The sequence below is a fragment of the Psychrobacter sp. AOP7-C1-14 genome (assembly GCF_052376135.1).
Taxonomy (GTDB): Bacteria; Pseudomonadota; Gammaproteobacteria; order Pseudomonadales; family Moraxellaceae; genus Psychrobacter.
Genome location: NZ_JBQSVH010000007.1, coordinates 59,371 through 82,319, shown reverse-complemented (window position 1 = coordinate 82,319; position 22,949 = coordinate 59,371). Strand labels below are relative to the sequence as shown.

The 22,949-nt window shown below is 40.6% G+C and carries 18 protein-coding genes and 1 tRNA gene; 16 read left to right on the top strand and 3 right to left on the bottom strand.

Translation table 11 applies throughout. The features are described 5' to 3' along the window. Positions 1–100: 100 nt before the first annotated feature. The 14 genes from ACT3QN_RS06995 to ACT3QN_RS06930 all read left to right on the top strand — a co-directional run bounded on the left by ACT3QN_RS06995 (position 101) and on the right by ACT3QN_RS06930 (position 16,337). Positions 101–177: transfer RNA gene (locus ACT3QN_RS06995), tRNA-Met, on the top strand. Between the two features lie 226 nt (positions 178–403). After that, positions 404–1,216 carry an ABC transporter permease gene (locus ACT3QN_RS06990; protein WP_444521057.1) on the top strand — a complete coding sequence of 271 codons (813 nt, stop codon included), beginning with the start codon at positions 404–406 and terminating at the stop codon, positions 1,214–1,216. Positions 1,217–1,261: 45 nt separating this feature from the next. After that, a complete protein-coding gene (locus ACT3QN_RS06985; RefSeq protein WP_444521058.1) occupies positions 1,262–1,933 on the top strand; it encodes an ABC transporter ATP-binding protein in 672 nt (223 codons plus the stop codon). After that, positions 1,902–3,017: a capsule biosynthesis protein gene (locus ACT3QN_RS06980; RefSeq protein ID WP_444523640.1), complete on the top strand. Its 1,116-nt coding sequence runs from the start codon at positions 1,902–1,904 to the stop codon at positions 3,015–3,017. The genes ACT3QN_RS06985 and ACT3QN_RS06980 overlap by 32 nt, the downstream gene beginning before the upstream one ends. 54 nt (positions 3,018–3,071) lie before the next feature. Next, positions 3,072–4,817, top strand: a complete 1,746-nt coding sequence (locus tag ACT3QN_RS06975; RefSeq protein ID WP_444529130.1) for a polysaccharide biosynthesis/export family protein — start codon at positions 3,072–3,074, stop codon at positions 4,815–4,817. Between the two features lie 75 nt (positions 4,818–4,892). Next, positions 4,893–7,373: a capsular polysaccharide biosynthesis protein gene (locus ACT3QN_RS06970; RefSeq protein WP_444529129.1), complete on the top strand. Its 2,481-nt coding sequence runs from the start codon at positions 4,893–4,895 to the stop codon at positions 7,371–7,373. 145 nt (positions 7,374–7,518) lie between these two features. Then, positions 7,519–8,745, top strand: coding sequence for a capsule biosynthesis protein (locus ACT3QN_RS06965; RefSeq protein WP_444523643.1), 1,227 nt, complete (start codon positions 7,519–7,521; stop codon positions 8,743–8,745). A gap of 391 nt (positions 8,746–9,136) precedes the next feature. Beyond that, positions 9,137–10,936 (top strand): translation elongation factor 4, encoded by a 1,800-nt coding sequence (gene lepA, locus ACT3QN_RS06960; RefSeq protein WP_444521063.1) that lies wholly within the window; start codon positions 9,137–9,139, stop codon positions 10,934–10,936. A gap of 98 nt (positions 10,937–11,034) precedes the next feature. Next, positions 11,035–11,937, top strand: coding sequence for a signal peptidase I (lepB, locus tag ACT3QN_RS06955; protein WP_444529128.1), 903 nt, complete (start codon positions 11,035–11,037; stop codon positions 11,935–11,937). Positions 11,938–12,060: 123 nt separating this feature from the next. Next, on the top strand, positions 12,061–12,453 hold the full coding sequence (locus ACT3QN_RS06950) for a DUF4845 domain-containing protein (RefSeq protein WP_444521065.1): 393 nt from the start codon (positions 12,061–12,063) through the stop codon (positions 12,451–12,453). 102 nt (positions 12,454–12,555) lie between these two features. Beyond that, positions 12,556–13,353 (top strand): ribonuclease III, encoded by a 798-nt coding sequence (gene rnc / locus ACT3QN_RS06945; RefSeq protein ID WP_444521066.1) that lies wholly within the window; start codon positions 12,556–12,558, stop codon positions 13,351–13,353. Positions 13,354–13,675: 322 nt separating this feature from the next. Beyond that, on the top strand, positions 13,676–14,641 hold the full coding sequence (gene era, locus ACT3QN_RS06940) for a GTPase Era (RefSeq protein WP_444521119.1): 966 nt from the start codon (positions 13,676–13,678) through the stop codon (positions 14,639–14,641). 63 nt (positions 14,642–14,704) lie between these two features. Further along, a complete protein-coding gene (gene recO, locus ACT3QN_RS06935) occupies positions 14,705–15,496 on the top strand; it encodes a DNA repair protein RecO (protein ID WP_444529127.1) in 792 nt (263 codons plus the stop codon). Between the two features lie 67 nt (positions 15,497–15,563). Further along, the gene (locus ACT3QN_RS06930) at positions 15,564–16,337 is read left to right on the top strand and encodes a pyridoxine 5'-phosphate synthase (protein WP_444521068.1); all 774 of its coding nucleotides are present in this window, start codon (positions 15,564–15,566) and stop codon (positions 16,335–16,337) included. A gap of 20 nt (positions 16,338–16,357) precedes the next feature. Here ACT3QN_RS06930 and ACT3QN_RS06925 read toward each other — a convergent pair whose 3' ends face one another. After that, positions 16,358–17,086 carry a GspH/FimT family protein gene (locus ACT3QN_RS06925; RefSeq protein ID WP_444529126.1) on the bottom strand — a complete coding sequence of 243 codons (729 nt, stop codon included), beginning with the start codon at positions 17,084–17,086 and terminating at the stop codon, positions 16,358–16,360. A gap of 581 nt (positions 17,087–17,667) precedes the next feature. Here ACT3QN_RS06925 and ACT3QN_RS06920 point away from each other — a divergent pair. Both ACT3QN_RS06920 and typA read left to right on the top strand, forming a co-directional pair. Further along, positions 17,668–18,942 carry an OmpA family protein gene (locus ACT3QN_RS06920; protein ID WP_444529125.1) on the top strand — a complete coding sequence of 425 codons (1,275 nt, stop codon included), beginning with the start codon at positions 17,668–17,670 and terminating at the stop codon, positions 18,940–18,942. Between the two features lie 348 nt (positions 18,943–19,290). Beyond that, positions 19,291–21,141: a translational GTPase TypA gene (gene typA, locus ACT3QN_RS06915; RefSeq protein WP_444521071.1), complete on the top strand. Its 1,851-nt coding sequence runs from the start codon at positions 19,291–19,293 to the stop codon at positions 21,139–21,141. Between the two features lie 118 nt (positions 21,142–21,259). Here typA and ACT3QN_RS06910 read toward each other — a convergent pair whose 3' ends face one another. Further along, positions 21,260–21,700 carry a hypothetical protein gene (locus ACT3QN_RS06910; RefSeq protein ID WP_444529124.1) on the bottom strand — a complete coding sequence of 147 codons (441 nt, stop codon included), beginning with the start codon at positions 21,698–21,700 and terminating at the stop codon, positions 21,260–21,262. A gap of 291 nt (positions 21,701–21,991) precedes the next feature. Next, positions 21,992–22,933 (bottom strand): bifunctional DNA-formamidopyrimidine glycosylase/DNA-(apurinic or apyrimidinic site) lyase, encoded by a 942-nt coding sequence (gene mutM / locus ACT3QN_RS06905; RefSeq protein WP_444529123.1) that lies wholly within the window; start codon positions 22,931–22,933, stop codon positions 21,992–21,994. Positions 22,934–22,949: the final 16 nt, after the last annotated feature.

The following is a 22,949-nucleotide window of genomic DNA, read 5'->3' as shown; positions in this document are numbered from 1 at the left end:
TTGTTGCAATTAATCTGAATTAAATTCATTTTTTTTGCAAAAAATGCCTATTAGGGGTTGACGGCAGTCAGCAGCTTGGGCATAATATGCAGCCTCAAATGGCGATGTAGCTCAGCTGGTTAGAGCGCATGACTCATAATCGTGAGGTCAAGAGTTCAAGTCTCTTCATCGCCACCATATATAGCAGTACTAAAAAAACCAATCTATCGAGATTGGTTTTTTTTTGCCCAAAATAAAGTATTGTATAAACTAGCTGTAACTGTTGTATAACGTTTTAAGAACCAATTACTTACAGATTTCTTACTAAATCATGGGTTTATCCGTTTATATACAGATTATTTCTTGTAACTTATGTCGCGCTTACTTATCATAGGGGCTGTTTTCGGTAAAGTCCTGTAACGCCATGTCTGTCCAACTACCCCCTTATCGTCCCATCAAGCATCGCAGTGGCCTAAAAGTCATGGGTGCAGCATTTCACGCCTTGCTAATGCGTGAGCTACAGACGCGCTTTGGTGGTTATCGTTTGGGTTACCTTTGGGCGCCCCTTGAAGTGCTTTTTCAGGTTCTAATTTTTCTAGTGATATTTGGCGCTATTAGAGAACGTCTAGTACCAGGTATGGATTTCTCCTTATTTCTAGTCGCCGGAATGGTTCCTTTTCGAATGTTTCAAAAGATAGCAACCAGAGCGCTAGGTGCTGTCGATGCAAACAAGGGCCTACTGATGTATCGCTCGATAAAACATATCGATGTGATTATTGCACGTTCATTTTTAGAGCTGGTTATTTACTTCTTTACGTCTATATTGTTGCTACTAGGCTTAGCGTTTTTTGATATTTACGCCAATTTAGAGAATCTGCACATTGTGCTGTTTTGTTGGATAACGCTCTTTATATTTAGCTTTGGTGTCGCGTTAATCATGATGGTCGTTGGATATTATGGAGGGGAAATCAGTAAGGTCATCACCATACTGTTTACTATATTGTATTTTACTTCTGGTATTATCTATCCCATTCATATTATCCCAGAGCCGTATTTTAGTTATTTGCTATACAACCCTTTCATTCACAATATTGAGCTAATGAGGCATGCTTTTGCGCCAAATTATCCAGCCTATCATATTAATATTTGGTACTTTTTAGAGTGGATGTTTGTGGTCAATTTTTTGGGACTGCTACTTTATAAGTATGCTGAGCGTGACATGATTCGATCTCGTTAATATCATATGGCAATTTATGGATCCAAGGATAGAAAAGGTGAGCCAATGATCGAAATTAAAAACGTTTCAAAGTCATTTATGACGAAAAATGGTCGCCATTATTTGTTTAAAGACTTGAATTTAACCATTGGTGATAAAAAAAGTGTAGGTTTATTAGGCCGTAATGGTGCTGGTAAATCGACACTGCTACGTATTATTTGTGGACTTGATCAGCCCGACCATGGGGAGATTATTACCGACTCTACTATCTCATGGCCAGTTGGTGTGGCAGGTGGGTTTCAGGGTAGCTTAACAGGGCGTCAAAATGTTCGTTTTGTCTGTCGATTATATTCAAGTGGCCCTTATATCGATGAAAAAATACGTTTTGTCGAAGAGTTTGCTGATATTGGTAATTACTTTGATATGCCCGTTAAAAGCTATTCATCAGGAATGAAGGCTCGATTAACATTTGGACTTAGCTTGGCCTTTGACTTTGACTACTACATGCTAGATGAAGCTGGGGCTGTGGGTGATGCAGCGTTTCGGAAGCGTAGTGAAGAGATACTGGCGGCTCGACGAGCACAAGCTGGATTTTTAATAGTGTCGCACAATATTGGTGATATCAAACGAAACTGTGATATTGGTATTGTATTAATGGATCAAACCGCACACGTGTTTGACGATACAACGGAAGCGATTGAGGTTTATGAAAAGCATATCCACAAAGCAAAAAAGTAAGATAATTAACTTCTCGCTGTTTATCGGCTTGGTGATCCTTCCTTGGATACTCGTTATCTTTTATGTGATGACCCTTGCTCATCCACGCTTCGTTTCGACTGCAGACGTAGTGGTCAAGCAGGTTAGTGACTCAAGCGTCCCATCTGGCGGTGGCTTATCAGCCCTGCTGGGCGTAAATAGCACAAGCAAAGAAGACGCGACCTATTTGACAGAATACATCTTGTCGAATGACATGGTTAAGCGCCTAGACAATAAATTTAAATTTCGTGAATCATATTATGTGGATGGGTCAGATCCTATCTATGAGATTGATCCAAATGCTTCGCAAGAGGATTTGCTTGAGTACTTCAAAAAAAGGGTTCACATTGATCTTGACGAGCAGAGCTATGTGCTTTCCGTATCAACGGAAGGCTTTGACTCAAAATATGCTTTTGAGCTAAATAAAGCGATTTTAGGTGAGTCCGAACAGTTTGTGAACCGTATTTCACAAGAAGTAGCTCGCGATCAATTAGCGTTTGCAGAGACCCAGCTAGACGAATCAGAAGAGCGCTTAAATGATGCCAAAGAGCAGCTATTAAACTATCAGAATGAAAATGAAATCTATGATCCACAAGCCAATGCGCAAATCGTTAATCAGTTAATTGGTAGCTTGCAAGCACAATTGAGTTCGTTGCGTACCGAAGAGCGTCAGTTACTCAGCTATCTAAATCCAGATGCGCCGCAAGTCGTTTCATTAAGAAGTCAGATAAAGGCGGTTGGAGAGCAAATCACTCAAGAACAGACCAAGTTGACCTCACCGAACACAACTAAGCTAAACCGCCAAGCGGTACAGTTTGAAACCATCAAAGCCGATGTGGATTTTGCTACCGAGTTATACAAATTGTCATTGTCGTCGCTTGAAAAGTCGCGTCTAGAAGCTTTCAAAAAGATGAAAAACTTGATTGTAATCTCAACGCCTTATGAAGCCGAAGATGCAACCTATCCTCGTCAAGCTTATCTCATTTGGACGTCGCTTGCGCTACTCTTGATGCTATATGGATTTGTACGTCTCGTGATGGCAGTGGTTCGTGATCACCGTAGCTAGTCTTGAAAACCAGATATCAGTAATGATCGATAGATCAGTAAAGGAATATAACTCATGAATACGAAACCACGTTCTATCGTGATGATGATTAGTTTGGCGATGATTGCAACAAGTCTACCAGCTATGGCCGCAGACAGTGCTGCTAATCAGATAGCTGGATCTAACTTTGGTACTAGTAACAACACTAGCAGTGCTTCAACACAAGCGTTCTCTGGCAACGTACCTGCTCAGGCAACTACTCAAGAAGCCGTCAATGCTGCCAGTTTGCCAAGTCAATCAGTAATCAATACTACTCGTCCTTATCAAGACGTTGATACACAAGACATGATGTTTGGCGAACAGTTATTTCGCGGTGCATTTTCGACGACGTCAGGATCTACTTTTAATGATAGCTATGTCATTAATCCAGGTGACAACGTTCAGGTAAGAATGTGGGGCGCTTATCAATATGCCGCGACGATGACCGTTGACCCACAGGGCAATATTTTCTTACCAAACGTGGGTCCAGTGCGTATTTCTGGTGTGCAAAACGGTAACTTACAAAACGTGGTCAAAAGCGCGGTCAATCGTATTTATCGTTCAAATGTTGGCGTTTACGCTTCATTAGAGCAGGCACAGCCAGTCAAAGTATTTGTCACGGGTTTTGTTAAACAGCCAGGTTATTATGGTGGTCTCGCAGCAGACTCGGTATTGTCTTATTTAGATAGAGCAGGCGGTGTTGATCCCTCTCGTGGCAGTTATATTGATATTCAAATTAAACGCAATGGCCAAATGCTGCAACAAGTCAACTTATATGATTTTCTACTAGCAGGTAAACTGCAATCTTTCTCTTTTCGTGATGGTGATGTCATCACCGTGGCACCGCAGAAAAAATCGTTTGTTGTCAGTGGAGAAGTTCAAAATGAGTATACCTTCGAGTTTGATGTGAATGATCTGACTATTGGTGACGTGTTGCAAGTGTCTAATCCAGCAGCCAATGCCACTAACGTCAGTATTACTCGCAGTGCCGGGCGTGCACAAACGGCAGAATACTACTCATTAAGTGAAGCTCAAAACGTTCCTGTTTATAATGGCGATCAAATGGTCGTAACGTCGGATCGTTACGCAGGTACGATCGCTGTGCAGGTAAAAGGTTCGCATACTGGTAATGGTGCAATGGTCGTACCATACGGTGCGCGTCTAAAAGATATCGTGCCACAATTGCAGCCAAGTCCACTAGCAAAACTGACGCATTTAACAATCTACCGTGAATCTGTTGCTGAGCAACAAAAACGTATGATCAATGAGTCGCTCGATCGTTTAGAAGAACTGACTTTAGCAACACAGTCGACGACTCGTGAGGAAGCAGCATTACGTCAAGATGATGCAGCATTGGTTAAACAGTTCGTCGCCAAAGCTCGTAATGTAGAAACCGATGGTCAAATTGTCGTTGTGCCAAACTCTTGGCAAGATATTATTCTGCAACAAGGCGATATCATTGAGATACCGGCTCAAACGTCAGTCATTACAGTCAATGGTCAAGTACGAGCACAAGGTGCACTTACCTTCAATCCTGACTATACCGTTGGGGACTACGTAGCCAACTCTGGTGGCTTCTCTGACAATGCTGATACGAAAGATATTTTAGTGGTCCATCAGAACGGTGCTAGTCAAGTGGTCAATACGGCGTATCGTATCCAGCAAGGTGATGAGATTATGGTATTACCGAAGGTTAAAACTAAGCGTGTAGAGATTGCTCGTGGTCTATCGCAGATCGTTTATCAGTTAGCCATTGCTGCCAAGGTTGTCTTAGATCTATAACGGCTAACTAATCATGACGTAACGATGATTATTGAATAGATTTCACTAAAGTTAACAAGCAAAGGTATTAAAAATATGGCAAAAGAAGTAGCGAACGAAGTCAAGGTATCTACTATGTCTACCTCTGATCATGCGCTACTTTTGCCATCGTCAAAGTATCAATCACCAAAGCAATTGGCAGTGATTGGTAAAGGTATGTGTCGCAATAACTTGCTACTCTCGCAAGTATTACAAGCCGATATTCAGCGCTGGTATCCTTGGTCAGGTTTGCAAAAAGGCCTGATAAATGGCAATAAAAAACTACAACCTGATGCGTTTATTGGATGGGGACACAAGAAAAGCTTCCAACGAGCTGATAAAGCTGCAACCCGTCAGGACGTGAGTACCTTAAGTATTGAAGATGGATTTTTGCGTTCATTAGATTCAGGTATTAGTAGTCGCCATGGCTTAAGCGTGATTGTCGATGACATTGGCATTTACTTTGATATGACGCACCACTCGCGCCTTGAGCAGCTGATTGTTGAGCGTACCAAGAGTAGTACTAGTAGCGATCGTGCAACATACGAGACACGTGCTCGTCATTTGATGGCGCGTATATGCGAGAAAAAACTTAGCAAATATAATTCCATAATCGATTGCCCGTCGTTGAGTAAATTGATTGATGAAGAAAAGATTAACGAAAAAGAAAACGCTTCAAAACCACATGTCTTATTGATTGATCAAGTAGCTGGCGATGCCTCTGTTAAAGGTGCTGGTGCAAATAAACGTCAGTTTAAAAAGATGTTAAAATCTGCATGTCGCAATCATCCTAACGGCCACATCTGGATAAAGGCTCATCCCGCGTCAAAATTAGGATATTTATCCAACTTAAAACTACCTAAAAACGTTAGGTTGTTGACTCAATCCCTAAATCCTATTGAGCTGCTTAAACAAGTAGGCGATGTCTATACCGTCAGCTCACATATGGGCTTTGAAGCATTGATGTTAGGCAAAAGAGTACATTGCTTTGGGGTCAGTTGGTATAGTGGATGGGGATTAACTGATGACACTAATGCACCTAAAAACCTACTTAAAACAGTTCAAAAACGTCGTTTAGCATCAGCTGAGATATTCATAAGCAATAGGAACTTATCGAACTCAGCACTGTTTCCTATAACGTCGCATAAGACACTTCAAACGACACTGGAAGCATTATTTTATAGTGCTTATATTGATTATAGTCGTTATGTAGATCCGGCAACGAAACAAGCTTGTGACATAGATGTAGCCATTGAGTGGTTGGTGACCAATCGGCGTTGGCAAGGGCACCTTGAAGGCGATTTGACGGTATATGAATTTAGCCGTTGGAAGCTACCGTTTGTAAGAGCTTTCACCGACTTACCACGTACGACATTATTTATTAAACCAAAACCGCGTCTAAAAAACCTGTTACACCCAGACCATTTCCGTGTCAATTTTCAACAGCCTTTATTAGTATGGGGTTTGGCCAAACGTCAGCAAGTACAGACAAAGCTACAGAGTAAACTTGCTGAGCAAAGCTTGGATACACCAGCTATTTATTGTATGGAAGATGGCTTTATCCGATCAAATGGTTTAGGTGCTACTTTATTGGCGCCACTGTCTGTTGTGATAGACAAACAAGGTATTTATTACGATGCGACCCAGCCTTCAGATTTAGAAACATTGCTGCAAAATTGTCCACCACTGAGTTCTGAACAGCGTCTTCGCGTAAAAAAATTGCAAGGTAAACTACTTACTCAGCGGGTAAGTAAATACAATGTTGGGATGGGTATAGATATTGCTAGCATCCAAAATAATTCGTGGATGCAGGATGCCAAAATATCTGGGAGACGCCGCGTTCTTATTATCGGTCAGGTAGAGGATGATTTATCAGTACAATACTGCGGCTCCACAATAAAGACAAATAGTGGTTTGATTGAACGTGTACGAGAAGATAACCCAGATGCCTATTTGATTTATAAACCGCATCCTGATGTTGAGGCAGGATTGCGAGCAGGTAAGGTATCAGAATCCCATCTACAACTAGTTCAAGCAGTAGCCTATGATACGGCGATGCCTGATTGCTTAGAATGGGTGGATGAGGTTCATACGATCAGCTCACTGACTGGTTTTGAAGCATTGCTACGTGGACTGGACGTTACCTGTTATGGTCTGCCATTTTATGCAGGTTGGGGGTTGACCACAGATATTGATGAGAAGTTATTACCTAAAGCCAACTATCTAAAAAGGCGTGAACGAGATATACCTTTGTCTCTTGAACAGCTAATATATGGCGCGCTTATATGCTACCCGTTGTATCGCTTACCTGATGGCTATGGATTAGCACAAGTAGAGCAAGTGATCGATTATTTATACCCTCCAAAAGATTTACATTTGCTTGAGAGAAATGAGAAGTCAGAGCCCAAAATAACTCATACTTCAAACAATTCAGCTAAGACTTTGTCTTTATCTACAAAGTTGAGACGTCATGCGACCATACGCTTTATGCAACAGCGTCATCGATGGCAACAGCAACTACGCAAAATATCTCGCTAATTTATCAGAAGAGCGCCATATAATTGCATTGCGACAAATAGGTGCATTTTCGGTATAATCATTTTTACGTTACGTATCTTCGCATGACTGCACGACCTTTCTCATTTTTATCTCTTACTTTTTCATTTAATGGTAGTCCAGTACTATGGCAGCTTCGATGTCTCACTTGCTTACTCATCGTCATGTCTTGCTACTACAAGGGAAAATGGGTGGGTTTTTTAATCGCTTTTCGTCATTCTTGCAAACACAAGACATTAAAGTGAGCAAAATCAATTTCAATGCGGGCGATGCCTTTTTTTATCATCACGATAATACTTACGAATATACCAATACATTAGCGCAATTTTCTTCTTGGTTGCAGGTATTTATCCAAGAGCATGATATTGATGCGATTGTATGCTTTGGTGATTGTCGACCACATCATACCCAAGCGGCATGTATTAGTGAAAGGTTGGGTGTTTCATTCTTTGTCTTTGAAGAAGGGTATTTGCGTCCTGATTATATTACCTTACAAGAACATGGGATTAACGGTTATTCACGTCTAAACACTGCCGAGATTAAAGCACTTAAGAAAGCCAATGATCAGCCTTTGTACACGCACAATCGATTTTATCGCTTAAGTATCGCCGCCATCGCCTATTACATTATTACTTGGGTTTATAAAAATCGCTATCCCCATTATTCGCACTATCGAGGTATGACTGCTTGGCAAGAAGCGATTGCCTGGTTGAAGGCACCGTGGCGGAAAATTCGAGGATATCTACCAGATAAACACTTGCAGAAGAGGCTGACCAAGCAAGAAAGTAATAACTACTTCTTGATCAGCTTGCAAGTGCATAACGACTCACAGATTACTCATCATAGTGATTATCGTGATGTGGTACAGTTCATTGATGAGTCTATCGCAAGCTTTGCAAAGTTCGCTAAACAAAAACAGTTACTCGTGTTTAAGCATCATCCACTAGATCGGGGTCATAGAGACTATCGGGAGCTGGTAGCTAGCCTAGCTGAACGTTATCAAGTGTCTCATCGTGTTTTCTATGGTTGTGATATGCACCTGCCAACATTGATGAAGTACAGTATTGGTATGGTGACGATTAATAGTACGACAGGCTTGCAGTCGGTCTATCATAAGAAACCGACTAAGGTGATGGGTCGCGCAATTTATGATATTCCTAAGCTAACAGATCAAAAGCCGCTTGATGAATTTTGGCAGCAGCCTAAGGGCCCGGACAACGAGTTTTATTTAAGGTTCCGTGAATATCTAATAGAGCAGACTCAGATAAATGGCGCTTTTTATGGTAAATCGCCGTGGATGTATAAATATCTTTACCAAACTGGTAGCGAAACAACAGATGTAAATATCTCTTGAACCCATTAAACATAGCTGCTTGTTTTCTTTTCTCTATAGAGGTTCATAGTAGCTACTTTATGGTAATTAAAATGGTCTCTACAGAAACAAGTTAGGTACAACGAGCGTGCTACTTCTTGCTTTTACTTTTTTAGCTTACTATTTCATCTGCAAGTCACATCTCTTCTAACAAAATCGCCTTACTTTGCAGTGGAAAACTGCTAGAATACTCTTTTATGTCTTTGCATAAGAGCTAATGTGCTTGGCTATGGATTTCAGACAGCAGTAATAGCCGAATTGGCTGGTTATAGCTGTTAACTTTCAACAAAGTACAAGTACATTATCTATTGCATCTGACAGTATTTATTTTTAAGTTTTATTATTCTATCACCTTTAATTTAGTAGGCGCTTTGTGACTGCATTAGCCAATATTCGTAACTTTTCAATCATTGCCCACATTGATCATGGTAAGTCGACGCTTGCCGATCGTTTTATTCAAATGTGCGGTGCCTTGCAAGATCGCGAGATGCAGGCGCAGGTGCTCGACTCAATGGATATTGAGCGTGAGCGTGGTATCACTATCAAAGCACAGTCAGTAACACTGTTCTATGACCACCCAAACGGTGAGCGTTATCAGCTTAATTTCATTGATACGCCTGGCCACGTTGATTTTTCTTACGAAGTATCACGTTCTTTAGCAGCATGCGAAGGCGCGCTATTGGTTGTTGACGCTGCTCAAGGTGTGGAAGCACAGTCAGTAGCAAACTGTTATACGGCAGTAGATGAAGGCCTAGAAGTAATGGCCGTACTTAATAAAATTGACTTACCACAAGTAGAACCAGAGCGTGTTATTCAAGAAATTGAAGATATCATTGGTATTGATGCCGTTGACGCACCGCGTGTATCAGCTAAGTCTGGCCTAGGTGTCGATAAGCTGCTAGAGGCTTTGGTCGAGTTTATTCCAGCACCAACTGGTGAACGTGACGCACCGTTGCAAGCTTTAATTATTGACTCATGGTTTGATAGCTATCTGGGCGTGGTTTCATTGGTGCGTGTACGTCAAGGGACGGTAAGAAAGGGCGATAAAATTTATATTAAATCGACCAAAGAAGCACACCCAGTAAGCTCTATCGGTGTATTTACACCCAAGCCTGTCGATACAGGTATTTTAGAAGCTGGTGAAGTGGGCTTTATTATTGCTGGTATTAAAGACATTGCTGGCGCACCAGTGGGCGATACCATTACTCATTCTAAAACGCCTGATGTTGATCGTATTCCAGGTTTTAAACAGATCACTCCTCAAGTTTATTCAGGTATGTTCCCTGTTGATGCCAATGATTTTGAAAAATTCCGTGAAGCTTTGCAAAAGCTGCAAATCAATGATGCTTCGCTGTTTTTTGAGCCAGATACGTCAGATGCGCTTGGTTTCGGTTTTCGTTGTGGCTTCTTAGGTATGCTGCATATGGAGATTATTCAAGAGCGTTTAGAGCGCGAATATGATCTGGATTTGATTACTACGGCACCCTCAGTTATCTATGAAATTGAGAAAAAGAATGGCGATGTGATCTATGTAGATAACCCATCACATCTACCTGAGCCAAACAATATTGAAGAGTTCCGTGAGCCAATTGCCCGTTGTCAAATCCTAGTACCGCAAGAGTACCTAGGTAATGTAATGACAATGTGTATTGAGCGTCGCGGCGTTCAAGTTGATATGCGCTTTATGGGTCGACAAGTACAGCTGATATTTGATATCCCAATGGGCGAGGTGGTCATGGATTTCTTTGATCGCCTGAAGTCAGTTTCACGAGGTTTTGCATCGCTTGACTATAACTTCGAGCGTTATCAAGCTGATAAATTAGTAAGAGTCGATGTACTAATCAATGGTGACAAAGTTGATGCCTTAGCGATGATTGTGCACGAAACCCAAGCACGTTATCGTGGTAATGCACTGGTCACGAAGATGAAAGAATTGATTCCACGTCAGATGTTTGATGTTGCCATCCAAGCGGCTATCGGTAGTCAAATTATTGGTCGTAGTACGGTAAAAGCCATGCGTAAAGATGTACTAGCGAAATGCTATGGTGGCGATGTATCACGTAAGAAAAAACTACTGTCTAAGCAAAAAGCAGGTAAAAAGCGCATGAAGCAAGTAGGTAATGTGGAAATCCCACAGGAAGCCTTCTTAGCCGTGTTGCAAGTTGATAGCTAATTATTGGACTCTAAGATAGTCATTGTAGATAACAGTCAAATGTAGTGAGTCTTATCATAAAGATGTTAGATAAGCCGCTCGTTAATAGGCAATTTGGTATGGATTTTGATTTCAATTTAATTTTAGTGCCGTTAACTATAGTCCTAGGAATTGTTTGGCTGTTAGACAAGCTAGCGCTTAAACAGCGCAAGACTCGTGGTCGAGGTCAAGAAGGCTTACTAGTTCGCTGGGCTTATGACTTTTTCCCTGTGCTAGCAGTGGTATTAATAGTACGCTCATTTTTGATTGAGCCATTTAATATCCCATCATCCTCTATGGTGCCGACGTTATATACGGGCGACTTTATTGCCGTCAATAAGTATGCTTACGGCGTGCGTCTGCCGCTAACTTATAATAAGGTGCTAGATACTGGTGAGCCTGAGCATGGTGATGTGGCAGTGTTTCGCTATCCTGAAAACCCGAGCATTTATTATATTAAACGTGTTATTGGATTGCCTGGCGATTCAGTAAGTTATAGTCAAGGCACGTTATCTATCAATGATGTACCTGTTGAGACTAAGTCTGTAGACTTTGCGGCAAATGCTGAATTGACTTCGCAGCTATATTTACCAGGACAGGTTGCCCCAGGTCAAGTACTGACAGAAGAGAGTGCTTCTGCAATGGGTCAGCAGGAAGAAGACACGGCACAATATTTTGAAGAAATACAAGGTGACAACAAGCATCTCGTACGTTACCTAGACGGTATGAACAGCTCGCAATACGCCCCATTTTTGCAGCAACAGTCACCAGAGGTGGTCGAATCAGAGGGTACGGAATGGCGTATTAACGTGCCAGAAGGTCAGTATTTTGTGATGGGTGACAACCGTGATCGTAGCGCTGATGGTAGGTTTTGGGGTTTTGTTCCTGATGAAAACCTAGCGGGTAAAGCAGTCTATATCTGGATGCATAAACCACCTGGCTTAAATCTACCTACCTTTGAACGTAATGGTGCTATCAATTAAGATTATTCATCAGTTGATTCATCAATAATGGTTTTATGCTAATATCGTTGCTACCTAATAAATAGCTATTTGTTATTTAGAGGCTTATTCAACATAGTCATTTATCTTTAGAAGGATATCGTAATGCAGCAATTATCTGGTTTGGCTATGCAGCGTGGCGCCAGTGTGACAAATATTGTTCTCATTATTATGCTTTTGGGTATTGCGACTAAATTGATAGTAGCTATCGTACCGGCTCAAATTGGTGACTATCAACTGACCAAGGTATTAAGTGCACAGCTAAAAGAAGCTAATAATAACAACGAGACAGCTAAGCAATTTGTTGAACGTGTCAATAAACAGTTATCTATTAATGCTGACTATGATACCAAAGCAGAAGATGTGTTTACTTTTACGGATAAAAAAACAGGCCGATTGGCTATTTATAAAGAATATGCAGTAACTAACAACTTTTTTAGCAATGTCGATATTGTTAACCGTTTCGAAGGTAACATCGAAATGGCAACAGCAGAGTAAGCTATAATAGTACGACGTATCGCTTTCATTATTTCATAAAATATATTAAACAATATTATTAAATCAAATCTGTCAAGCAGAAGGGATAACCATAAACCACGCATGAAACCAACTTCGCACCATTCCCAAGCGGTTCCTACTTCCCGAAAAAATAGTACGTCTATTGATACGCCTGTTGTTAGCTCAGAATTTATTCAGCGGTTAGCCGTATTAACGCGTAAGTTAGGCTATGAGTTCGATAACTTAGGTCTTCCTAAACTTGCACTAACGCATCGCTCGTTCGATAGTAAAAAGAACTATGAGCGTCTAGAGTTTCTAGGTGACGCCCTTTTAGGGATGATTGTGGGTGAAGCGTTATATCATCGCTATCCTAGCCAAAACGAAGGTCGATTAACGCGTATGCGTGCGACATTGGTACGCCAAGAGTCATTGGTTATTATTGCCCAAAACTTAGAGCTGTCTAATCATCTGATATTAGGGGTAGGTGAGCGAAAAGGTGGTGGTCGTAATCGCGCCTCTATACTGGCGGATGCTGTAGAGTCTCTGATTGGTGCTATCTATTTAGATAGTCAAGATATGGACATTACTCGTAATTGTGTTCTTTCTTGGTATGGTGATCTGATTGATAATGTCAATGACCAAAAAGCGCTGAAAGATGCGAAAAGTCGGCTGCAAGAGTGGCTACAATCTAAGCAGTTTGACTTACCCAACTACGAGCTTATGGAAACGCGTGGTAACGCACCGCATCAAATTTTCGTCGTGCGCTGCCATGTTAATATTAATAACTGCCCTGATATTACTGAATCCGGTGAAAGCCGCCGTATCGCTGAACAAAAAGCAGCAGAGCTTATGATCAACCAACTACACAAACTGCCAGGATCAGCCAAAAAACGTGTATAGCTGATGTCTATTAATGCATTTTGGTTTCAGAGTAACGGTTTAAATGAGCTTACATTTGGCAAACACGTATCAAAACTACCTCACATATTATTTCAAAACTTTAAATGTTTCTAGCTCTTTTTTAATGATGGCTAAATAAATTTAGCATCCAAGACTGTTCGGCTAGTCACAAACCCTATAGGATTAACTTATGAGCAATCATACTGATTTGCCATCAAACAATGAAGATAGCACTCAAAACTTGGGTGAAAATACAGATATGGACTCAAGCCAAAATACTATCAAAGCCACTGATGCAGCAGATGTCGCAGTAGATAATGATATGGCAATTGAAGAGTTTTTTGCCCCAAGTGGCAATACTCGTATGGCTGATGATTTTAGAGCAGGTTACGTCGCTATTGTTGGACGTCCAAATGTGGGCAAGTCAACTTTGATGAATCACTTATTAGGTCAAAAACTCTCTATCACTTCACGTAAACCACAAACTACCCGTCATCGTATTCATGGCATTTTGTCAAACCATGAAATGCAAGCTGTGTTTGTCGATACACCAGGTATTCATCATAACGAAGTGCGTGCTATTAACGAACGTATGAATAAGGCGGCGGTATCAGCATTAGTAGATGTTGACTTAGTGTTGTTTGTCGTTGACTCAGATCAATGGCGTGATGATGACCTATTAACCTTGCAAAAGCTTGGCGAGACCGATTTAACGGTTGTATTGGTTATCAATAAATCAGATACCTTAAAAGATAAAGGCAGCGTGTTACCGCTTATTGAAACTTTCAACGATAGTTTCGATTTTGCTGATATCGTTCCCGTATCTGCACTCAAAAACCAAAACTTAGATCGTCTGCAAGAAGTGATTGCCTCACATTTACCAGTTGCTGCGCCTATTTATGACACAGAACAAATCACTGATCGCTCTGAGCGTTTTTTAGCCAGTGAAATCATTCGCGAAAAAATCATGCGTAGTGCGGGTGATGAAGTGCCATATGATTTAACGGTACAGATTGATGAGTTTAAAGACGAACCGGCACATACTGATCCAAAAACAGGGCGTCCACGCAAAGCTTGTACTTTCATCGATGCGACTATCTATGTTGAACGTGGTGGTCAAAAAGCCATCGTTATCGGTGACAAGGGCCAGCGTATCAAACAAGTTGGTATGGATGCTCGTAAAGATATGGAGCAGTTGTTTGGTAAAAAAATTATGTTAACACTATGGGTCAAAGTGAAACGTGGTTGGTCTGATGACGAGCGTGCATTGACCAGTTTGGGCTATTGATAGCGGTTAAGAACGAACGCTTCAAAAGCACTGTCTGCCTTTACTATATTTAGGTAATAAAAAATGCGTAATGAAGCGCTCGTCGGGTATTTATTGCATCAGCGTCCTTATCAGGAAAAACGCGCTTTGTATTATCTTTTTTCTCAACAACATGGCGTGATACATGGTGTTGGGAAAAAAGGCGCTCCACTGTTTATGCCGTTACAGCTTTTTGCTACTGGCAAACGCGATCTAAAAACATTTAGTCAAATTAATATTGCTTCGCAAGATACGGCTCAAACTGACCGTGTTCAAAAAGACAGCGTTCAAAAAGACAGTATACCTACTATATTGGAAGCAGCGCCTTACGCTAATATTAGCGGTCAACATCAGTATGCCGCACTATATATAAATGAGATATTGTGGCGGCTGTTACCTACTGAAGATCCAATGCCAGTATTGTGGCAGCATTATCAAATCAGTCTACAACAACTCAAGCAACCTCTGAGCAATAATGAGCTTCGTCTTTGTCTACGTCAGTTTGAGCAGCATTTATTTACCGAGTTAGGATTTACCTTAACGTTAATGCATGACAGCGTTGAAGACCTCATCGAATCTGATTGTATTTACCGTTTTTTACCGGATGTAGGCCTGCTCCCTGTACTAGTACATAATGAAGAGTCTGAGCATTTAGCCAGTGATTCTGGACAGACTGTTTTTAAGGGTGCAGATATTATAGAAATGGCACGCTTAGGTATTACTGAGCAGACGCTGAATCATTGGTCAAAACTGCATCGACATCTTATTGACCATTTACTTGATTATCAGCCCCTACAAAGCCGTCTATTATGGCAGCAGCAGCAGCGTTATCAATAGTTTCAGTCTCAACTATTATCTTAATATCAACTATATAAGCTAGGCTTAATTGCCCAAAGGATTTTTTATGAGTATCTCTGTATCTACCTCATCTGAAAACAATTCAAAAAAACCTTTGTTAGGCGTGAATATTGATCACGTAGCAACATTGCGTCAAGCGCGCGGTGTGAATTATCCAAGTCCATTGGCTGCTGCATTATTGTGCGAAAAGGCAGGGGCAGATGGTATTACTATACATTTACGTGAAGACCGTCGTCATATACAAGATGCAGATGTTTATGAAATGGCAGGGCAGTTGTCGACGAGAATGAATCTAGAGATGGCGGCGACGGATGAGATGCTCACAATTGCCTGCGAAGTTAAACCTTTTTGGGTATGTTTAGTACCTGAAAAGCGTGCAGAGTTAACGACAGAAGGTGGTCTTGATGTTGCAGGGCAAGTCACGTTTCTAAAAGAATATGTTCATAAACTGCAAGACTCTAATATTAAGGTTTCTTTGTTTATTGATCCTGATGACAAGCAGATTGCAGCTGCCGTTGAGTGTAATGCGGACGCGATAGAGTTGCATACCGGTGCTTATGCCGAAGCAGGATTAGCAAATGATAATGATGTACAGTTGGCTGAACTTAAAAGAATTGAACAAGCAGTAGCTACAGCACAGAGCCTAGATGATAAATTGCTTATTAACGCAGGTCATGGTTTAACGTGTGACAATGTTAATGCCATTGCAAAAATTGATGGTATATATGAATTAAATATCGGTCATGCACTTATTGCAGACGCTGTATTTGTAGGACTAGAGAGCGCAGTGATAATGATGAAAGAGGCCATGTATAAGTAGGTTTACATATACGGCATCTATTACCCATTACATTTCGTAGGATGGTCTACGTTAAGTTTATGTTTGACGATGCCAGATTGGTTAAAAGAGATTTGGTACATCGACTTATTATAAGAAGAGGTAGGGCAGTATTTTATATGGCCGAAGTGCCCTCGCGGTCTACCACTATCACCCCAAAATTTAGTATAGTGACGCCTACCGCCAACTCTTAACTTCACTGTACTATATCTTAGGTTTAAGGATTGCTGAGTTAATAAAATGTCCACTTGAGAATCAAAATGCTTATTGTTATTTTTATCTACAAATAACAAAAGCGTTTTATCACTATTCCTATGACATTGCTTTGCGTCATTCGATAAGCAAACTAAGACATCTTGTCGACTTATATAACTTTCGGCTTTCGCCAGTGATAAGGTGTTCTCTAACTGATGCTTGACACGTTGCGCTTCCATACGCGCTAAGTGCGTTAAGATACTTGGCACCGCAATAGCTGCGGTAACTCCTAATACCACGGTCGTCACAACCAGCTCAACGAGAGTGAAGCCATTTGATTGTTTAGCACTTAAAATATTATTATTCTGAAGGGATGATCTCCTATAATCGACTAACTTGAATAGTTCATTAAGTAACCTATATGCAGTGGCCAAAAACTTCTCAACTCTATACCTACCTTTTCTAAGAATAGACATGTAAAGAATAAATGTGACTATTCTTTTGCAACTGGTCAGTATCTGATTAAATAAGTTCATAAAGCGCTACATCCTATAGCTGTCTGTCGTTCAAATAAAACAACATCTCACACATCCTTGTGTTAACTATCTTTAGGACGCACCAATTGGCTAAACTTTTTCTGTTTTCTCTCATTTAACTGTATATAAAACAAATGTAATTGCTAATTGATTGATTTTCAGAACAATATTGGTTTCTTACAATATATATGGAATATATAGCGACTGTCAAAAAATGTTTCAATTAGTGAAAGAACAACATTAGTAATAGAGAAAAAGTTCTAATTGTAATAAAATGCTTCAAGAAAATAGCTATCAATAGACTGTTCATCTATCACAAACTGACATACAAAAGATAAAAAGCGTAAGGTGTGTTAGTTCTGGGTAACTTATAATGTTTATTGTGTTTTAGTTACAACATTATCGTGTAATAATGTGTAGCTGGTTAACGAAAAAAGTTGTAAACTGAATTAATAATCGCTAAGCTACTCCTTAATTGGTTTTGCTTTGTAACTTAAAATGCGTAAGAGATGTTTATCTTAGTACGTCTTGAAATCGGTTTTGCTTGATGCATCACTAAAATTATCCTTTGGAGGAAGTCCATGAAATTGAATAAAATAGCTCTGGCCCTTGTTGCTGTAGCGGCTGCACCGATGGCAGCTAATGCTGGTGTTACTATCAGCCCATTGTTACTTGGTTATCACATGACTGAAGAATTCAGTGATACCTCTGACAAGCAGCGTGAAGTTCTTACTACTGGTAAGAATTTGCAAAACAACACAGACCGTGTTGGTAACGACAACGGTGGCGTAGCCAAAGAAAGCAGCCTATACACTGGTGCAGCTTTAGGTATCGAACTTACTCCTTCTACTCAATTCCAAGTAGAGTACGGTGTATCTGATGCAAACGGTGAAGCTTCTGAAGATTCAGCTAAATCTGGTGCTAACCGCTTTGATATCGAACAAGAAATGATTTCTGGTAACTTCTTGATCGGTACTGAAGAATTTACTGGTTACACTGACAGCGCACTTAAGCCATACGTACTAGTAGGTGCTGGTCAATCTAAAATCAAAGTAGAAAACCAAGAAACTTACGTTAATACTGATGGCGATACTGTTGCTGCTGGTACTGAAGTATCAAACTCTAAAGACACTATCGGTAACCTAGGTCTAGGTGCTATGTATCGCATCAATGACTCGCTAAGCCTACGTGGTGAAGCTCGTGCGATTCATAACTTTGATAACAACTGGTGGGAAGGCATGGCATTGGCCGGCCTAGAAGTAGTACTAGGTGGCCATCTAGCACCTACAGTAGCAGTACCACCTATGCAAGAGCCAGTAGTTGACAATACTCCAGTAGTTGTTGTTGAAGCTGATCTTGATTCTGACGGCGACGGCGTACCTGACAGCATCGATGCATGCCCAGGCACTCCAATGAACGTTGTAGTTGATGAGCGCGGTTGCCCAGTACCAGTAGATATTACTGATGAACTGAAAATGGAACTACGTGTATTCTTTGATAACGATAAATCAGCTATCAAAAACCAGTATAAGCCAGAAATCGCTAAAGTAGCAGAGAAGATGCGTGAGTATCCTAACTCTACAGCTCGCGTAGAAGGTCATGCTTCTAAGACTGGTCCTTCAGCACGTTATAACCAACGTCTATCTGAAGCTCGTGCCGTTGCTGTCAAATCTATGCTAACTAACGAATTCGGTATCGCTCCAAACCGTCTATCAACTGTTGGTTACGGTTATGACCAACCAATCGCTGATAACAACACCGAAGAAGGCCGTGCTATGAACCGTCGTGTTTACGCCATCATCACTGGTGACAAAACAATGACTGTTGAACAAACTAAAGATATGGTTGTTCAGTAAGTATTAGCAAAATAACTGTATAGCTAAATATATAGTTACAAAAAAAGCCACCCTATGGGTGGCTTTTTTTTATTTATGTAATGAGAAAAGTGAGTTATTACATAAATTTATGAATCAATAATGTTATACTAGCCACCCAAACATCCTGTAAGTTAACAGTTTGTACATTAGCATAGCTATCTGTATGATGAATTCGTCAGTATAGATATTTGATTGTATTGAAATTTTTATTTGATAGCATTATTTTTTGCGTCATCTTAGATTCAATATTTATCTGATTGATGATAAAAATTTATTCAGCAGCGCTTACTGCTACTGCATTTTTTTAAGACGAAACGAGCATTTTATATGGCGAACGATATCAAACACCTGCGTAACATTGCGATTATTGCCCACGTTGACCACGGTAAAACAACTTTGGTTGATAAGTTATTACATCAGTCTGGTACTTTTGGCGACCGTGCAAACATTGCTGAGCGTGCAATGGACTCAGGTGATATTGAGCAAGAACGTGGTATTACCATTTTGGCTAAAAACACTGCTATCCGCTGGACGGATCAGTCTTCAGATACTGAATACCGTATCAACATTGTTGACACTCCAGGTCACGCCGATTTCGGTGGTGAAGTTGAGCGTGTAATGTCTATGGTTGACTGCGTACTTTTGGTTGTTGACGCTGTTGATGGTCCAATGCCTCAGACTCGTTTTGTGACACAAAAAGCATTTGAACAAGGTCTAAAGCCGATCGTTGTTATCAACAAAATTGACCGTCCTGGCTCACGTCCTGACTGGGTAATGGATCAAATCTTTGATTTGTTTGATAATCTTGGTGCAAACGATGAACAGCTTGATTTTCCAGTTGTTTATGCGTCAGCATTGAATGGTATTGCAGGTTTAGAAGCAGATGATTTGGCTGATGATATGACGCCATTGTTCAAAACTATTGTTGATGTTGTGCAGCCTCCACAGGTGGATGCTGATGCTCCGTTCCGTATGCAGATTTCAAGCCTTGACTATAATAGCTTCGTTGGTGTTATTGGTGTTGGCCGTATTCAACGTGGTAAAGTCAAACTTAATACACCTGTAACCATCATCGATAAGCATGGTAAGACACGTAACGGTCGTATCCTGAAAATCATGGGCTACCATGGTCTTGATCGTATTGATGTTGAAGATGCACAAGCAGGTGATATTGTTTGTATCACAGGTATCGATGCGTTAAACATCTCGGATACTATTTGTGATCCTAACAATGTTGAAGCGTTACCACCACTAACGGTTGATCAGCCAACCGTCTCTATGAACTTTCAAGTAAACAATTCACCGTTCGCTGGTCGTGATGGTAAGTTTGTAACCTCGCGTAATATTCGTGAGCGTCTTGAGCGTGAGCTGATTCATAATGTGGCATTGCGTGTAGAAGACACAGAGTCTCCTGATAAATTCAAAGTATCAGGTCGTGGTGAGCTTCATCTATCAGTACTTATCGAAAACATGCGCCGCGAAGGTTTCGAGATGGGCGTATCAGGCCCAGAAGTTATCGTAAAAGAAGTTGATGGTAAACTACAAGAGCCGTATGAAAATGTTGTCTTCGATATTGAAGAAGAGCATCAAGGTTCTATCATGGAGCAAGTTGGTCTACGCAAAGGCGAAATGACTAACATGGAACTTGATGGTAAAGGTCGTATGCGTATTGAAGCGACGATACCAGCGCGTGGCTTGATCGGTTTCCGTTCTGAGTTCTTAACCTTGACTTCAGGTAGCGGTATCATGACATCAAGCTTCTCACATTATGGTCCGCAAAAGATCGGTGATGTTGGTGGGCGTTCTAACGGCGTATTGATTTCTATGGCGAACGGTACTTGCCTAGGCTTTGCTCTGTTTAACCTACAGAAACGTGGTAAGTTATTTGCTGAGCCACAGCTTGAAGTTTATGAAGGTATGATTGTTGGTCTTAACTCTCGTAACGATGATATGACTGTCAACCCAACAACTGCTAAGCAGCTAACTAACGTACGTGCTAGTGGTACTGATGAAGCTTTGACATTGACGCCAGCAGTGAAATTCACTCTTGAGCAAGCGCTTGAGTTCATTCAAGACGATGAGCTAGTCGAAGTAACACCAAAAGCAGTACGTATTCGTAAACGCTACTTAACTGAAAGTGAGCGTAAGCGTCACGGTCGCGGTAAAAAAGGTGCTTAATGTTTTAGTGATACTAAAATGAAGCAACAAAAAAGGCTAACGTAAAGTTAGCCTTTTTTATGCCTGCTCATAAACTGATATTTATTAGCTTGTTAAGAAAATGGTCAAAAACAATAGTCTATGGCGTGACGACTACGTAATCATTAGTGTTAATCAAAATTTCCGATGGTTGATCAACAACGATACGTACCACATTCTTATCAACAACTTGTGACTTGTAATAGTTATCTTCTGCAACTGTACAACCTAAACAGCGTCCCATAGCATCCCATGGTTCAACAAACAGCTTTTGTTGCGCTTGGTCTGCATTGCGACCAATCAGTGAAAAAGGTAGACTTACAATATACGTTGCTGTTCCAACCACAGCATTTGCAAGCTGGAGTGGTTTACCGACAACTGTATCGACTACCATCGTTTCGTATGAAGGTCCGAAATCAGTCTCATCAATTTCTATAGCTGCAAAAGTAGGCTGGATAGTAGCAGCTACTAACCCTAAAGTTGCTATTGCAGTAAAAAACCTTTGCTTAACTGTGCGTTGAGTTTTTGCTTTGACGGTCATAACGATATCCTGAAACTCATAATAATATAATTAATGGCTGCTGCGATCTTCACACAGGACTCTTGCGGCAACAATAGGCATGCTAAATATTACAGAAAAATAAAAGATGCGCACTATTTTTGTAAGTGCTAGCACTATTAAAGCAAGATGTAGGCGAATAAGCAACAAAAACGCGAGTAATATGATTATAGTTTTGAATACATATCAAATATTTACTGACAAATGTTCGAGATAGAGATTAACTTCATTTAAATGAGATAGATTATAATTGGACTAATTACAATTACTAATCTATTTTACTGGCTGACAGCTTGGACAATAAACACTGGCTCTACCAGTAAGCTTGATGTTTTCTAGCGTCATGCTACATTGTAGACAGCTTTCTCCTTGTCTACCATACACATTTAAAGTTTGCTGGAAATAACCAGTCTGTCCACTTGCTACTGTAAAATCTCGTAGTGTTGACCCACCCAGTTTTATCGCTTTCTTTAAGATGTTTTTAATATAATCAACCAAGATAACAATCTGATCGTATGAGAGTTTATTTGCTGGTGTAGCAGGGTGGATGCCGGATAAGTACAAGCTTTCAGTCGCATAGATATTGCCGACACCAACTACGACTTCTTGTTCCATAATGACAGACTTGATAGCTCGGATGATAGGCTTCTGCCGCTTATTTTTTTTAGTGTTGTCTGACAATATCCCATTGCTATCTTGACTGGGCAAATCTATACGCTGGATTAAATTGTACAAATAGTCTGCGGTAAAATCTTTTGAAAGTGGTTCAGGACCTAGATGGTCTAGTAGTTTATGACCGTAATCTTCATACCATAATACTGAGCCAAAACGTCTTGGATCGTAGTAGTGTAGTTGAGATTTTGTACCATCAGCATCATTAAAAACAATAACTAAATGATCATGTTTACGCTTATCAGTATCGTCGCTATGCTGCTGTAAGCTACCTGACATCCCTAAATGAACAAGAAGCTGACGTGGTTCAACCAAATTAGCTGAAACTGTAGAATTATCCTGAGTAACTGCTGGCAAAAAATTAAGAATCAAATATTTTGCTCGGCGTTCGACACTATCCAATGTGTGGTTAATCAAATAGTCTAAGTTATCAGGCATCATCCATCGCAGCTTCGGTTGAAATACCTTAACATCAACTACCTGTTGCCCCAATAATGGGTCAAGACTGGCTTTAGTGGTTTCTACTTCAGGTAATTCAGGCATAGTATTTTTTGACAAC

What these genes read in the sequence shown, in the direction of transcription:
- ACT3QN_RS06980 (WP_444523640.1), top strand. Translation starts at nt 1,902, where the DNA reads ATGAAAAGCATATCCACAAAGCAAAAAAGTAAGATAATTAACTTCTCG.
- recO (WP_444529127.1), top strand. Translation starts at nt 14,705, where the DNA reads ATGCGTAATGAAGCGCTCGTCGGGTATTTATTGCATCAGCGTCCTTAT.
- ACT3QN_RS06970 (WP_444529129.1), top strand. Translation starts at nt 4,893, where the DNA reads ATGGCAAAAGAAGTAGCGAACGAAGTCAAGGTATCTACTATGTCTACC.
- ACT3QN_RS06990 (WP_444521057.1), top strand. Translation starts at nt 404, where the DNA reads ATGTCTGTCCAACTACCCCCTTATCGTCCCATCAAGCATCGCAGTGGC.
- ACT3QN_RS06950 (WP_444521065.1), top strand. Translation starts at nt 12,061, where the DNA reads ATGCAGCAATTATCTGGTTTGGCTATGCAGCGTGGCGCCAGTGTGACA.
- typA (WP_444521071.1), top strand. Translation starts at nt 19,291, where the DNA reads ATGGCGAACGATATCAAACACCTGCGTAACATTGCGATTATTGCCCAC.
- ACT3QN_RS06985 (WP_444521058.1), top strand. Translation starts at nt 1,262, where the DNA reads ATGATCGAAATTAAAAACGTTTCAAAGTCATTTATGACGAAAAATGGT.
- ACT3QN_RS06925 (WP_444529126.1), bottom strand. Translation starts at nt 17,086, where the DNA reads ATGAACTTATTTAATCAGATACTGACCAGTTGCAAAAGAATAGTCACA.
- lepB (WP_444529128.1), top strand. Translation starts at nt 11,035, where the DNA reads ATGGATTTTGATTTCAATTTAATTTTAGTGCCGTTAACTATAGTCCTA.
- era (WP_444521119.1), top strand. Translation starts at nt 13,676, where the DNA reads ATGGCAATTGAAGAGTTTTTTGCCCCAAGTGGCAATACTCGTATGGCT.
- ACT3QN_RS06920 (WP_444529125.1), top strand. Translation starts at nt 17,668, where the DNA reads ATGAAATTGAATAAAATAGCTCTGGCCCTTGTTGCTGTAGCGGCTGCA.
- ACT3QN_RS06975 (WP_444529130.1), top strand. Translation starts at nt 3,072, where the DNA reads ATGAATACGAAACCACGTTCTATCGTGATGATGATTAGTTTGGCGATG.
- ACT3QN_RS06930 (WP_444521068.1), top strand. Translation starts at nt 15,564, where the DNA reads ATGAGTATCTCTGTATCTACCTCATCTGAAAACAATTCAAAAAAACCT.
- rnc (WP_444521066.1), top strand. Translation starts at nt 12,556, where the DNA reads ATGAAACCAACTTCGCACCATTCCCAAGCGGTTCCTACTTCCCGAAAA.
- ACT3QN_RS06910 (WP_444529124.1), bottom strand. Translation starts at nt 21,700, where the DNA reads ATGACCGTCAAAGCAAAAACTCAACGCACAGTTAAGCAAAGGTTTTTT.
- mutM (WP_444529123.1), bottom strand. Translation starts at nt 22,933, where the DNA reads ATGCCTGAATTACCTGAAGTAGAAACCACTAAAGCCAGTCTTGACCCA.
- ACT3QN_RS06965 (WP_444523643.1), top strand. Translation starts at nt 7,519, where the DNA reads ATGGCAGCTTCGATGTCTCACTTGCTTACTCATCGTCATGTCTTGCTA.